The 13,344-nt window shown below is 54.5% G+C and carries 13 protein-coding genes; 9 read left to right on the top strand and 4 right to left on the bottom strand.

Annotated features, from left to right (window positions below):
- Positions 1–126: 126 nt before the first annotated feature.
- From R70331_RS28970 to R70331_RS28955, 4 genes are read left to right on the top strand one after another with little or no spacing between them, the layout of a single operon-like run.
- A complete protein-coding gene (locus R70331_RS28970; RefSeq protein ID WP_197071380.1) occupies positions 127–1,251 on the top strand; it encodes an ABC transporter ATP-binding protein in 1,125 nt (374 codons plus the stop codon).
- Positions 1,241–2,053: an ABC transporter permease gene (locus R70331_RS28965; RefSeq protein WP_042181541.1), complete on the top strand. Its 813-nt coding sequence runs from the start codon at positions 1,241–1,243 to the stop codon at positions 2,051–2,053. Before R70331_RS28970 ends, R70331_RS28965 begins: the two co-directional genes overlap by 11 nt.
- Positions 2,043–2,870 carry an ABC transporter permease gene (locus R70331_RS28960; protein ID WP_042181539.1) on the top strand — a complete coding sequence of 276 codons (828 nt, stop codon included), beginning with the start codon at positions 2,043–2,045 and terminating at the stop codon, positions 2,868–2,870. Before R70331_RS28965 ends, R70331_RS28960 begins: the two co-directional genes overlap by 11 nt.
- Positions 2,867–3,940, top strand: a complete 1,074-nt coding sequence (locus tag R70331_RS28955) for an ABC transporter substrate-binding protein (RefSeq protein ID WP_042181537.1) — start codon at positions 2,867–2,869, stop codon at positions 3,938–3,940. The genes R70331_RS28960 and R70331_RS28955 overlap by 4 nt, the downstream gene beginning before the upstream one ends.
- 957 nt (positions 3,941–4,897) lie before the next feature.
- Here R70331_RS28955 and R70331_RS28950 read toward each other — a convergent pair.
- The 4 genes from R70331_RS28950 to R70331_RS28935 form a co-directional block, all read right to left on the bottom strand.
- The gene (locus tag R70331_RS28950; RefSeq protein WP_331281493.1) at positions 4,898–5,581 is read right to left on the bottom strand and encodes a PDDEXK family nuclease; all 684 of its coding nucleotides are present in this window, start codon (positions 5,579–5,581) and stop codon (positions 4,898–4,900) included.
- 128 nt (positions 5,582–5,709) lie between these two features.
- Entirely contained in the window at positions 5,710–6,531 is an 822-nt protein-coding gene (locus tag R70331_RS28945) for a class I SAM-dependent methyltransferase (RefSeq protein ID WP_042181533.1), read from the bottom strand.
- 166 nt (positions 6,532–6,697) lie between these two features.
- On the bottom strand, positions 6,698–7,543 hold the full coding sequence (locus R70331_RS28940; RefSeq protein WP_042183430.1) for a 1,4-dihydroxy-6-naphtoate synthase: 846 nt from the start codon (positions 7,541–7,543) through the stop codon (positions 6,698–6,700).
- Positions 7,544–7,563: 20 nt separating this feature from the next.
- Positions 7,564–8,271, bottom strand: a complete 708-nt coding sequence (locus tag R70331_RS28935) for a futalosine hydrolase (RefSeq protein WP_042181531.1) — start codon at positions 8,269–8,271, stop codon at positions 7,564–7,566.
- A 298-nt stretch (positions 8,272–8,569) separates the two neighbouring features.
- Between R70331_RS28935 and R70331_RS28930 the strand changes: the two genes are divergently transcribed.
- The 5 genes from R70331_RS28930 to R70331_RS28910 all read left to right on the top strand — a co-directional run bounded on the left by R70331_RS28930 (position 8,570) and on the right by R70331_RS28910 (position 13,186).
- The gene (locus tag R70331_RS28930; RefSeq protein ID WP_042181529.1) at positions 8,570–9,040 is read left to right on the top strand and encodes a MarR family winged helix-turn-helix transcriptional regulator; all 471 of its coding nucleotides are present in this window, start codon (positions 8,570–8,572) and stop codon (positions 9,038–9,040) included.
- A gap of 209 nt (positions 9,041–9,249) precedes the next feature.
- Positions 9,250–9,651: a DoxX family protein gene (locus R70331_RS28925; protein ID WP_042181527.1), complete on the top strand. Its 402-nt coding sequence runs from the start codon at positions 9,250–9,252 to the stop codon at positions 9,649–9,651.
- Positions 9,652–9,671: 20 nt separating this feature from the next.
- Positions 9,672–10,622: a ring-cleaving dioxygenase gene (locus R70331_RS28920; RefSeq protein WP_042181525.1), complete on the top strand. Its 951-nt coding sequence runs from the start codon at positions 9,672–9,674 to the stop codon at positions 10,620–10,622.
- Entirely contained in the window at positions 10,619–11,227 is a 609-nt protein-coding gene (locus tag R70331_RS28915) for an alpha/beta hydrolase (protein WP_042181523.1), read from the top strand. Before R70331_RS28920 ends, R70331_RS28915 begins: the two co-directional genes overlap by 4 nt.
- A gap of 1,140 nt (positions 11,228–12,367) precedes the next feature.
- Complete coding sequence (locus tag R70331_RS28910) at positions 12,368–13,186, top strand: AAA family ATPase (RefSeq protein ID WP_042181521.1); 819 nt, start codon at positions 12,368–12,370, stop codon at positions 13,184–13,186.
- The last annotated feature ends 158 nt before the right edge of the window (positions 13,187–13,344 follow it).

Below are 13,344 nucleotides of genomic sequence, written 5' to 3'. Positions count from 1 at the left end.
TATATAATATGAAATGTTGTCGAAGCAGGGGCGGAATTGTCGGTGCGGCGTTTCTTCGCCGGAAGGCGCCGATTGCGCTCTGCGAGATGAGGGTAAAATAGGTTGTATTACATAAGGTAAGGGAGGTTGTTAGCTATAGCTACCCCGGAAGGCACTATTATTTCTTTTGACCAGGTTACTAAGCAGTATGATGATGAGGAGGCCGTGTTAAAAGGCGTCAGCTTTGAAATTGAACGCGGCAAGTTCTATACACTGCTTGGCCCCTCCGGCTGCGGCAAGACGACCATTCTGCGTCTGATTGCCGGCTTTGCAGAGCCGACGGAAGGTTCTATTTATCTGAACGGAAAAATGATCAACCACATTCCCGCCAACGAGCGGCAGGTCAATACGGTATTTCAGGATTATGCCCTGTTTCCGCATCTGGACGTGTTCGAGAATGTGGCCTTCGGACTGCGCATCAAGAAGCTTAAAAAGGATGTCATCACACAAAAGGTGCAGGAAGCGCTGCGTTTCGTCAACCTTGTAGGCTATGATCAGCGTGCAATTAATGAAATGTCCGGCGGCCAGAGACAGCGTGTGGCGATTGCGCGGGCGATCGTTAATGAGCCGCAGGTACTGCTGCTGGACGAGCCGCTGTCTGCGCTTGATCTGAAGCTGCGCACCGAGATGCAGTATATTTTGCGGGAAATGCAGCAGCGGCTGGGAATTACCTTTATCTTCGTCACGCATGACCAGGAGGAAGCGCTGGCGATGTCGGACTGGATCTTTGTCATGAACAAAGGGAAGATCGAGCAGAGCGGTACGCCAAATGATATATACGATGAGCCGATTAACCGCTTCGTTGCCGACTTCATCGGGGAGTCGAATATTGTACCGGGTGTGATGATCGAGGATAATCTAGTGGAATGGGGCGGCCACCGGTTTGAATGTCTGGATGCCGGTCTGCGTCCGAATGAAGCAGTGGAGATTGTTATCCGTCCGGAGGATCTGGAAATCTCCCCGCTTGAGCAGGGCAAGCTGAAGGTGCGCGTAGATTCCCAGCTGTTCCGCGGGGTGCACTATGAAATCAGCTGCTACGATGAATCCGGCCATGAATGGCTGGTTCACTCTACTCGTAAGGCGGAGGTAGGCAGCGAGATCGGGCTTTATTTTGACCCGGAAGCGATTCATGTTATGCGCTTCGGCGAAACGGAGGAAGAATTCGACAGACGTCTGGAAGCTTACGGCGAGGTAGAGAGCCATGACCAATAAGGGCCGGTCGTATTATCTCATCCCTTATTACCTGTGGATTGCCTTGTTCGTCATCGCGCCGGTGCTGCTGATTATTTACTATTCGCTGTTTGATCTGGACGGGAAGCTTACACTGGATAACTACGTGAACTTCTTTACACCGGTATATATGAAAATGATGCTGAACTCCTTCTGGTATGCGTTCCTGATTACAGCATTTTCGCTGCTTGTTGCGTATCCAGCAGCCTATCTGCTGACCCGCACGAAGCACAAACAGCTGTGGCTGCTGCTGATCATCCTGCCAACCTGGATCAACCTGCTGCTGAAGACGTATGCGTTCATCGGGATTTTTGGCACCTTCGGACCGGTTAACAGCCTGTTTGATGTCCTGGGGATCGGGGAGCAGCAGATTTTGTTCACCGGGTTCAGCTTTGTGTTTGTATCGGTGTATATCTTCATTCCGTTTATGATTTTGCCGATCTACAGTGCCCTCGAGGAGCTGAACCTGTCCCTTGTAGACGCTGCCCGTGATCTCGGCGCTTCCGGGTGGACGACGTTCCGCCGGGTTATTTTTCCGCTGACGATCTCCGGGGTACGCTCCGGCTGTATGGCGGTATTTATTCCGGCGCTGTCGCTGTTTATGATTACACGCCTGATTGCCGGCAACCGGGTCATTACGCTGGGCACCGCCATAGAACAGCACTTTCTCGTTACACAGGACTGGGGCATGGGCTCGACGGTTGCCGTGTTCCTGATCGTGATTATGGTGCTGTTCATGCTTCTGACCGGAAGCTCACGGAAAGGGGTGCGGCATGAAAAATAAAAACGGAATCGCTAATATGTACCTGGTGCTGGTTTTTGTTGTCCTGTATGCACCCATTTTCTATCTGATGTACTATTCATTCAACAGCGGCGGCACGATGCATAAGTTCGAGGGCTTCACGCTCGATTATTACCGTGAGGTGCTGCAGGATACACGTCTGATTATTATCGTGATCAACACGCTCGTTATTGCGCTGCTCTCTTCGTCGATTGCCACCTTGATTGCCGTTATAGGGGCACTGGCGATTCACCGCAGCCGCAGACGGCGTTCAAAGAACGCCTTGCTGTCGCTGAATAACGTCCTGATCGTAAGCCCGGACGTCATCATCGGTGCATCGTTCCTGATCCTGTTCACGATTGCCGGTATCCAGCTCGGCTTCACCTCAGTACTGCTCTCCCATGTGGCGTTCAGCATTCCGATTGCCGTGCTGATGATTTTGCCGCATCTGCAGGAGATGAGCCCGACACTGACTGATGCCGCCCGCGACCTCGGGGCAAGCCGGATGAGTGTACTGACCAAGGTTATTCTGCCGATCATCAAGCCGGGGATCTTTAGCGGATTCTTTATGGCGCTGACTTATTCCCTGGATGATTTTGCAGTAACGTTCTTCGTAACGGGCAATGGCTACGCCACACTCCCCGTCGAAATCTATTCACGGGCCCGGCAAGGGGTATCGCTGTCGATCAATGCGCTGTCTACCCTGATCTTCCTCTTTACCATTCTGCTGGTCGTCGGCTACTACTTCCTGAATCAGCGCAAGAGCAAGCCGTCCGCTGCTGTAGCGGAGCCTGTAGCGGAAGCGGGGGTGCCGAGATGAAACAGCTGGCAAATGCTTTTCTGGCCATTCTGCTGGTTGCCTTCGGTCTGATGTTCCTTGCAATGCGCCTGAACTCGGCCGAAGGATATACCGGCGGCAATACGCTGACGATCTACAACTGGGGCGATTATGTCGATCCTGATCTGCTGGAGCAGTTCCAGGAGGAGACCGGAATCACGGTCATCTACCAGACCTTTGATTCCAATGAAGCGATGCTGACCAAGGTAGAGCAGGGCGGAACAGTCTTTGACGTTGTTGTTCCATCCGACTATGCCATCGCCAAGATGCGTGAGGAGAACCTGCTGCTGCCGCTGGATCACAGCAAGATTCCGAACCTGGCAAATGTGGATTCCAGATTCATGGATCTGTCCTTCGATCCGGGCAATATGTACTCAGTGCCTTATTTCTGGGGAACAGTGGGCATTATTTATAACCCGGAGATGACAGGAGATATTGATTTCAGCAGCTGGAACTCCCTGTGGGACAGCAGGCTGAACAATGACATCTTCCTGGTGGACGGGGCCCGCGAGGTAATGGGCATGGCGCTGAACAGCCTGCATTATTCGGTCAACGACACGAATGAAGATCATCTGCAGGAGGCGTTGTCCAAGCTGAACAAGCTCTCACCTAACGTCAAGGCTATCGTCGGTGACGAGATCAAGATGCTGCTGGCTAATGAAGAGGCGGCGGTCGGGATCGTCTGGTCCGGTGATGCATCCGAGATTATGGACGAGAACGACAAGCTTGACTATGTAGTACCTGAGGAAGGGTCGAACAAATGGTTCGACAACATGGTCATTCCGAAGACAGCTGCCAATGTAGAGGGGGCGCACCAGTTCATCGACTTCATGCTCCGCCCTGAAGTCGCAGCCCAGAACGCCGAATACGTGGGATACTCCACTCCGAACGTTCCCGGACTGGCGCTGCTGCCGGAGGATATCTCCGGCGACGAACGCTTCTACCCGCCCGCCGAAATCACCGACCGCCTGGAGGTCTACGACAACCTCGGCAAGCGGATGCTCGCCCATTACAACGAGCTGTTCCTGAAGTTTAAGATGAACAAGAAATAAGGAATGTATAGTATAGCTGGATTAACAGGCGCCTGGCTGCGGTATAACCGCAGCCAGGCGCCTGTTTTGGTTTGTAGGCTGTGGGTGTTGCGGGCTGGGCGAGGGGTGGAGGGTAGGGGGAAGGGTGAGGGGTGAAGGGTAGAGGGGTGAAGGGTAGAGGAGTGAAGGGTAGAGGGGTGAAGGGTAGAAGGGCGAAGGGTAGAAGGGCGAAGGGGGAAGGGCGAAGGGTGGGCGGTGAAGGGCGGAAGATAAAGAGTGTAACCCGTAACCCGTAACCCGTAACCCGTAACCCGTAACCCGTAACCCGTAACCCGTAACCCGTAACCCGTAACCCGTAACCCGTAACCCGTAACCCTTTCCCCCCGCGGTCTTGCTTTTTAGGTGGAAAAACACCATCTAAATTGCTAGCAATCAGCTTAGTAAAGGGAATAGTTGGAAAAAGTCCACCTAATCCGTCCATATATAGGGAAAAAGAGAAGTAATAGCCCAAATAGGCTGCTTTTATCGAACTAAATGCCCGAGAATCGTTACATCGCGATGAATAGGTTGCCTTTTTCCACTTAATGTTTCCTCGTGAAGGTAACCGGTGCAAGAGATAGTGTGTTTTAGAGGCGGATGCCTTACGTGAGCCGGGTAGTTATTATTTTTGCTGCATAGCGCCAGTGTAATGCAATACCTCAAAGTTAGAATTACGCGCGCCAGCCGCCGCCCCTCAGTCAACCATCAATCAACGACTAACCATCATCCGCCAATGATCAACCAACCAGTCAATCACTGCCAAGACACTAACTACCAAACCATCATCCGCCAAACATCCACAACGACCAACGACTAACTATAATCCACCAACCAACCGGCCAGCCAATCACCAAACAATCCACAATCGACTATTCACCGATGGCCATCCACACAACGACCAGCTAGCTGATCAACGATCATAAACCAGTTAACCATCGGCTAGTTAAAGTAATCCAGAACACCGTGTGCCAGCTCATAACGGACTACTCTTTCCTGATTGTCCCTGCTGGAGGGGAGCAGCCAGCCTTTACTGCAAAGACTGCGCAGCGTCCGGACTGCGGTTTTGTAATCAACATCGAAATGCTGCTCAACGTCCCGGGGGCGGACACTTCCGGTCAAGCAGATAGCCAGGCGGATGGTCTCCTGCTCCATAAGCTGCAGACGTGAGGCGGGAGCATCGGCGGCCTGGTATCTGCCCAGGATCATCTGGAGCAAAGTCATACATAACTCGGGACGTTGTTCGACATCATCATAGGCAAAGGAGATGATGCGGTACCCCATCGCCTGCAAAAAGGTTTCACGGTTGAGCTCATTACAGTATTTATTGCGGTCCATGTCACGCACATGCGAACTATAGCCCTTGATCTCGATGAGCAGCCTGATGTAGCCGGGAAGCCAGGCGAAGTCGGCAAAATAAGATCTGCCGCGCCAGTCCGTAACCTCATATTCAGGATGCAGCTTGGAGAAATCCCCCCTCAGCGGCCACCACACCTTGCGCAGAAATAATATTTCCGCATGCTGATGTCCCCGTTCCAGCCGTCCCCGCCGTTCTCCGGAAGTCCTTTTGACCAGATGGTCCCCGATAAATTGCCGGTGTGCGTCTTCAAATAGCAATAAGCTCACTCTCCCCGTAAAAATAGAAAACGTCCCGGCTTCCCCTAAGAGGTTAAGCCGGGACGTTCTTCGTCTCGTTGCAGTCAGTATAAGCTAATTTGCAGCTTTTGGAAAGGATAAGCTGATAAAAGCAGGTATTATTTGATGCCAAGCCTCATCCGGTAGCTGATCATGACCGGCAGAGTGCGGCCTTCGAAATAATCTTCCACCGCAGCGGTGAATTCGGCGATACCTTCGTTGAGCAGGGTGGACCCCAGCTTAAGCACACTCTGCAGCCCGCCCTGGCTCAGCATCAGACCAACGTAGCGCGCAGCGTCGCAGGTCTCGGTATTATGGAATACAATCTCCCGGGCGAAAGTAAAGTGGCCGCTGCCCTGAATCCGTGCCAGATGCCCTTCCTTATCCCATTTATGAGCACGTTCGCCCTCAGGCTGAAGCTCAGCCAGCAAGCTGTCGGCAGAGGTGATGAGCCGGTTGTATCTGTTCTCAATATCCGCCTGCAGCACCAGCGGCCAGTCACAGTCGTAAGCGGCAAAAACGCCGCCGGGGCGCAGACAGCGGGCAATCTCCTGCAGAGTGCCGGCCGGCTCCATCCAGTGAAAGGACTGGGAGCAGGTAATAATGTCGACACTGCCGGAATCGAACGGCAGCTGAGTGGAGTAGCCTTGCTGAAAAGACACAGACTGGATGCTGCTGTCTTGCCCCAGCTTCTCTGTTGCTTTACTGAGCATATCGGGATTGGGCTCAATTCCGACTACAGAATCTGCGGCATCCTTCCAGAGGAATGTGGATAATCCGGTTCCGCAGCCGATGTCAGCGACGGTTGAAGGCTTTCCGCCCAGATAATTGCTCAATAAGCTTACTATGATCGGCGGAGCCTCCGGGCGGAAACGGTCATATTCATTTTGAAAGCCTGAGAAGCGGTCAATATTCTGCTTGCTGTTGCCGGCAGGAATCATCAAATCCTCTCCCATCTGTAATGCTAGATTGATTGCAGACTATAGTATCAGGCAGTGCACATGAGCTGGTTAAGCAAAAGGGTCCCGGAAACGTTTGGATAAAGGCGGTTCAGGCAGGATAAAACCCCGGACTGACTGTGGGACTGACCGTTAATGTAGATACAGGTCAGCGCAGCAGCTCCGGATCAACCGCCGGTACAAGCCCTTCAGCAGCTGCGCGGTTTAGGAGCGCCGAGATCGCGGCGTAACCCTCCTCGCCTAGATCCATGGAGAACCCGTTCACATACAGGTCAATATGTGACTTGGCTACCTCAGGGGACAGCTCCTGGGCATGGCTGAGTACAAAGTCGCGGCAGCCGCTGTCAGCAGGGTGGTCCCAGGCGAACTGAAGCGAGCTTCTGATCCAGCCGGTAATGGCCTCATCATCAAGATCACGGCGGGCAATGATTGCTCCCAGCGGGATCGGCAGGCCGGTATCCCCCTCCCACCAGCTGCCGAGATCAGTCAGCATGTTCAGGCCGTAGGAGCTGTAGGTGAAGCGCGCTTCATGAATGACCAGTCCGGCATCAATCCGCCCGTCCCGGACTGCCGGCATGATCTCATCGAACGGCATGACGACAATCTCGCCGGGACCGCCCGGCACCTGCTGTGCGGCCCACAGACGGAACAGGAGATAAGCCGTGGAGCGTTCGCTCGGTACGGCTATGCGGCGGCCGGACAGATCCGCCGGACGGCGGATCTTACCCTGGCCGCCGGCGGTCAGCACAAGCGGGCCGCAGCCGCGGCCAAGCGCGCCGCCGCAAGGCAGCAGCTTGTAGCGGTCGAGCACCCAGGGGAGGGCGGCGTAGGAGATTTTGAGCACTTCGGGTCCGGCGCCGTCAGCAGCCAGCCCGTTGGTAATATCGATATCCGCAAAGGTCACGTTGAGCTTGGGTGCACCCGGCACCAGCCCGTGTGCCAGAGCGTAGAAAACAAAGGTGTCGTTCGGGCATGGGGAAAAAGCAATGTTCAACTGATCTGTTGTTGCTGGCATTACAGCACCTCCAATAGTATAGCGGCGGCTGCCGCTAGCGCGTCCAGCGCTGCAGGGATTTGCCACGCGGCCCGGTCACGCGGGCCGACCGGGTTCGAGATCGCACGCAGCTCAAGCGCTGCGATCCCGAACCGCTGGGCGGCCACGGCGACCCCGTGGCCTTCCATCGCTTCCGCGACGGCACCGGGATGCCGCGCGGCGAGAGCGGCGGCCGTCCCGGCGGTGCCGGTCGCCGTCGATACGGTCAGCACAGGACCTGTGCTGACCGGAAGGCCGGCCGCTGCAAGCGCGGCCGCAAGAGCCAAGGCCGTGCCGTGCGCCGCCGGCACGGTGTTGCTGCCGAAGCCGAGCTCGGCAGCGCTGCGGAAGCCCTCCGGCGTCTCGGCCCCGAGGTCGGCGGCAATCATCTCGCTGGCGACGGCCAGCGAGCCTACGGGTGCCAGCCCCGGAAACCCGCCGCCGATCCCGGCGCTGAGGACGCAGCCGTAGACCCCGGCTGCCAGGGCAGCGGCCGTTCCGGCCGCCGCCGCGGCGGTACCGGCGCCCGCCGCAATCACCTCGAACCTGGCGCTGCCACCCAGGCCGCGCAGGACCGCTTCGCGCTCAGCCTCGACTGCCGTTACGATCAGCACGCGCGGAGCCGGGGCTTGTCCCGCCGCTGCCCGGCCTGCGGCAGTTAGGGACTGGGGTTGCGTATTATTTTCCACAAGAGAGGTCTCCTTCCATAGAAGAGAATAGGATATATTTGCTTTCTATATGTAGTGTGTAATAATCCGGATGAATCAGACACAGTAAGGGCGGGTTTCCCCGTACCGTAACCCAAAGGATACGCCGTTTTGAAAGGGAGGTCAAACCGGCAGGTTTTATTTTGCCGCAGGCTGTTGACAATATAGAATATAAAGAGTATATTTATCTCAACTTAAAGATAATTAACTTAAAGACATATCAGAGGGACGGTTCATTCACCGGAGTGACCGGACAGTACAGAGAGCGGAGGTGTGTAAGATGAGTGACTATAATGAACTTATAAGCCGAACAACCGGCAGTCCGGATCTGGATCAGGCGGCATCATTGAAGCTGTTCGTTGTGTTGTCCAAAGCATATAAGAGCCTGATGGATCATGCAGTTAAGGATATGAAGAGTCACGGCCTGGCCTCGGCTGAATTCATGGTGCTGGAGGTACTGTACCACCGGACGCGGATTCCGCTGCAGCAGATCGGCGAGAAGATCCTCGTAACCAGCGGCAGCATTACCTATAATATCGACAAGCTGGAAAAGCGGGGACTGCTGAAGCGTGTGCCTTGTGATGAAGACCGCCGTGTGACCTACGCTGAGATTACGGAGGCGGGCCGCGAGCTGTTCGACAACATTTTTCCTAAGCATGTTGCTTCGATCCACGGGCTGATGGGCGGGCTTAATGAGGATGAGAAGGGGCAGACGATCGATTTGCTTAAGAAGCTGGGTAAGGGCGTGTAGCATCTTTTAACAAAGTATACGGTGCAACGCGCCGGCTGCCGCCTTATCCCTGGCAGGACAATCCGGACTTGGAGCTTGCTGGGCTTTGCCTGATCCACCGGGCATTTAGTTATAAGATAGAGATAAACATAGTCTAAGAAGGCCAAAAAATTTTGAGCTATGTCTTAATATTAAGATAATTAAAAAGAAGAGAATGGAGAGTGTTTAATATGGTTAGTGTAGGATTATTGTTACTTAGATTGGTAATTGGGGTTGCTTTTATCGGACATGGCGCGCAAAAGCTGTTCGGCTGGTTTGGCGGTTACGGACCTAAAGGTACGGGAGGCTGGATGGAATCTATCGGTATTAAACCGGGGGTTGCGATGGCAGTCACGGCTGGAATCATGGAGCTGGCTGGCGGGGTGCTATTCGCAGCAGGACTGCTGACACCGGTGGCGGCGGTACTGATTGCTGCTACAATGCTCGGGGCAATTATCAAGGTTCATGCTCCGAACGGATTCTGGTCAACTGCTAACGGAATTGAGTTTCCGCTGACTGTTCTGGTTGTCGCAGTAGCTGTTGCCTTGACCGGACCAGGGTCGATTTCGCTGGATGCCCTCTTTTTCAACTAATCTATAAGGAGATGGATATAATGACACTTCAAACTGCAGGGATTCACCATATTACCGCTTTTGTCAGAGATGCGCAGCAAAATGCTGATTTCTATGCCGGCATTCTTGGGCTCAGACTTGTAAAAAAGACGATTAACTTTGATGTCCCGGAGGTCTACCATCTCTATTTCGGGGATGAGCAGGGCTCTCCGGGTACCATCATCACCTTCTTTCCTTGGGCAACCGGACGCAAAGGCAGAATCGGCGGCGGCCAGGTTGGAGTAACTACCTATGCTGTGCCGGCAGGCTCACTGGGCTTCTGGGAGCAGCGGCTGGCTGACTACCGGATTCCAGTAACCAAAGTAACGCGGATTGCGGAATCGTACCTGTCGTTCGCGGATTATGACGGCCTGCGGATCGAGCTGGTGGAACGGGAGGCTGGTGCGCTCAGCACCTGGTCATTCGGTGGAGTTCCTGCCGAGCATGCGATTAAGGGCTTTGGCGGAGCTGTTCTCTACAGCACAGATCCTGGCCGGACAGCAGATACGCTGACCCGCACGCTTGGCCTTGAGCAGATTGCCGAGGGCGATGGTTATATCCGTTACCGTTCCTCCGCAGACATCGGCAACATTATTGACCTGAAAAGTACCCCGGTGCCGCAAGGCGGCGGCGGTACAGGCACCGTGCATCATATCGCCTGGCGTGCCAAGGATGATGCCGAGCAGCTTCAGTGGGGAAATGTCGTGCAGCGCCACGGCTATCAGCCGACTCCGGTGCAGGACCGCCAGTATTTTAACGCGATTTACTTCCGTGAGGAGGGCGGCATTCTGTTCGAGATTGCTACCGATCCTCCGGGCTTTGCCCGGGACGAGGAAGCTGATAAGCTGGGTGAGAAGCTGATGCTGCCGGCGTGGTTTGAACCAAACCGTGCGGTAATTGAAGCGAAGCTGAGTCCATTCGAGATTCGTGAAGTGGAGGTGAACCGGGTATGATTCATATTTTTAAAAAGGGTACAGATGCCAGCCAGCCAACTCTAATATTATTCCATGGTACGGGAGGCAATGAGCACGATCTGCTTCCGCTGGCGGAGATGCTGTCTCCCGGTTCTTCCGTCCTGGGAATCCGGGGAAATGTACTGGAGAATGGCATGCCGCGTTACTTCCGCCGGCTCGCCGAAGGCCTGTTCGATGAGGAGGACCTCATCTTCCGCACTCATGAGGTGAAGCAGTTCCTGGACAGTGCAGCGGAGCAGTACGGCTTCGACAGCAGCAATCTTGTTGCCGTCGGCTACTCCAACGGAGCCAATATCGCAGGCAGCCTGCTGTTCCACTACGGGCCGGTTTTCCGCTCTGCGGTGCTGCTGCATCCGATGGTTCCGCTGCGTGGGCTTGACCTGCCTTCTCTTGCAGACACTGCGGTCTTCATCGGTGCCGGCACGAATGACCCGCTGATCCGGGCTGAGGAGACACAGGAGCTGGAGCAGCTGCTGCAGACCGCCGGAGCTGAGGTTGTTACCCATTGGGGCAATCAGGGACACCGCCTGAGCACATCAGAGGTCGAAGCAGCCAGAAGCTGGCTTGGGCAGCAGGGCAAGTAAGCTTGGGTGCGAAGTGGGCTTGCGTAGAATGCGACGGTGCAGCACCAGTAGTTCCAGTAACACCAGTAACACCAGTAACACCAGTAACACCAGTAACACCAGTAACACCAGTAACACCAGTAACATATTGCTTATGACACAACTGTCTGCGGGGCCGCCGACATGAGGGGTTTGAAACTCATGGGAGCTCCTGCGGGCGGTTTTTGCATATCGTATCTTTAAATGAAAGCCTGAGTAACCCCGCTATCGAAGCCACCAAAGGGATTTATCCCACTAACAGAGCACATATAGCCCACGGTCGCTGCCAATAAGGGGATTTTTCCCCTAACGTAGCACATTCAGCCCACGGCCGCTGCCCATAAGAGGATTTATCCCACTAACGGAGCACAATTAGCCCACGGCCGCTGCCCATAAGGGGATTTATCCCACTAACGGAGCACATATAGTCCACGGCCGCTGCCCATAAGGGGATTTATCCCACTAACAGAGCACATATAGCCCACGGCCGCTGCCCATAAGGGGATTTTTCCCCTAACGTAGCACATTCAGCCCACGGCCGCTGCCAATAAGGGGATTTATCCCACTAACGGAGCACATATAGTCCACGGCCGCTACCCATAAGGGGATTTATCCCACTAACGGAGCACATATAGTCCACGGCCGCTGCCCATAAGGGGATTTATCCCACTAACGGAGCACATATAGTCCACGGCCGCTGCCCATAAGGGGATTTATCCCACTAACAGAGCACATATAGCCCACGGCCGCTGCCCATAAGGGGATTTATCCCACTAACGGAGCACAATTAGCCCACGGCCGCTGCCAATAAAGGGATTTATCCCACTAACGGAGCACATATAGCCCACGGCCGCTGCCAATAAAGGGATTTATCCCACTAACAGAGCACATATAGCCCACGGCCGCTTCCAATAAGGGGATTTATCCCACTAACCGGGCACACCAGCCAAACCTCAGCCCATCCACGAAGTCCCTCTGCTTAACCGTACCCGGCTTTACTCAGCTGCTGTGGCGCAATCCCCGGGTAGCATTTTGCCAAAGACTCTGCTATGATTTTAATCGTAAAGATTACTATTTAGGTGTAATCATACCCGACTATAAGCATAAGGAGCACGGCCTAACGTGAACAGCAGCAAAAAAAACAACAGCCAAGCCCGGCTGCCCCGGGCTAAGGGGCTTGATATGGCGAGTGTATATACGCCAAAGGAATGCGCGCGTAAGGCAAAGCACATTGTGCTGAGCAGGCAGAACCGTACGATTGTGGATGAATTCATTACGATCCTCGGCATGAGGGAGCGGTTCGCAGCGGCAGATGTGCCTCTGCCCAATAAGCTGGTGATGTTCGGCCCGCCCGGCACGGGCAAGACGCTGACTGCTTTCCATCTGGCCCGCCAGCTGGACCTGCCGCTTGTCCTGGTTCGTCTGGATACGGTGATTCACAGCCATTTGGGGGAGACGGCCAGCAATGTACGGAAGGTTTTTGACTATGCTGCCGGGGTGCCGTGTGTGCTGTTTCTCGATGAATTCGATGTGCTGGGACGGATGCGTGACTCCGGAGATGAGGTGAAGGAGATGGCGCGTGTCGTCAATACCCTGCTGCAATGCCTTGACGAGTTCGCAGGTGAGAGTGTATTTATTGCCGCAACCAATCTGGAGGAGGAGCTGGACCCGGCGGTCTGGCGGCGTTTTGACACCAGAATGACGTATTCGCCGCCGGATGAGGCGGGCAGGCTGGAATATACCGGACTACTGGTCGGCGGTGACGGTGAATCAGCCGGCCTGGTTGAGGAGACAGCGGACCTAATGGCCGGCTGCAGCTTTGCCGATATCGAGCAGATTGTGCTGAAGGCCAGACGTAAGGCCATTATAGCGGATACTGTGCTGGATTCCGGTCTGATTCGTGAAGCATTCGGTGAATACAATCTGGTCAGAATGAAGTGAATGTAGAGGAGACTCCGTCAGGGTGCAGGCAAAGGCCCCCTCGGGGTCTTTTCTTCTGAATATATGAATGTATAAGCTCTACGGTATCAATCAATAATCCTTATGTTTCTGCTTGATATTGATGCGGAAGCAGGGCGGGGCTGGTGCAGTTCCGGGAA

This window comes from Paenibacillus sp. FSL R7-0331 (assembly GCF_000758645.1).
GTDB lineage: Bacteria > Bacillota > Bacilli > Paenibacillales > Paenibacillaceae > Paenibacillus_AQ > Paenibacillus_AQ camerounensis.
The sequence above is the reverse complement of the archived record's forward strand: the minus strand, read 5'-3'. Positions and strand labels throughout refer to the sequence as shown.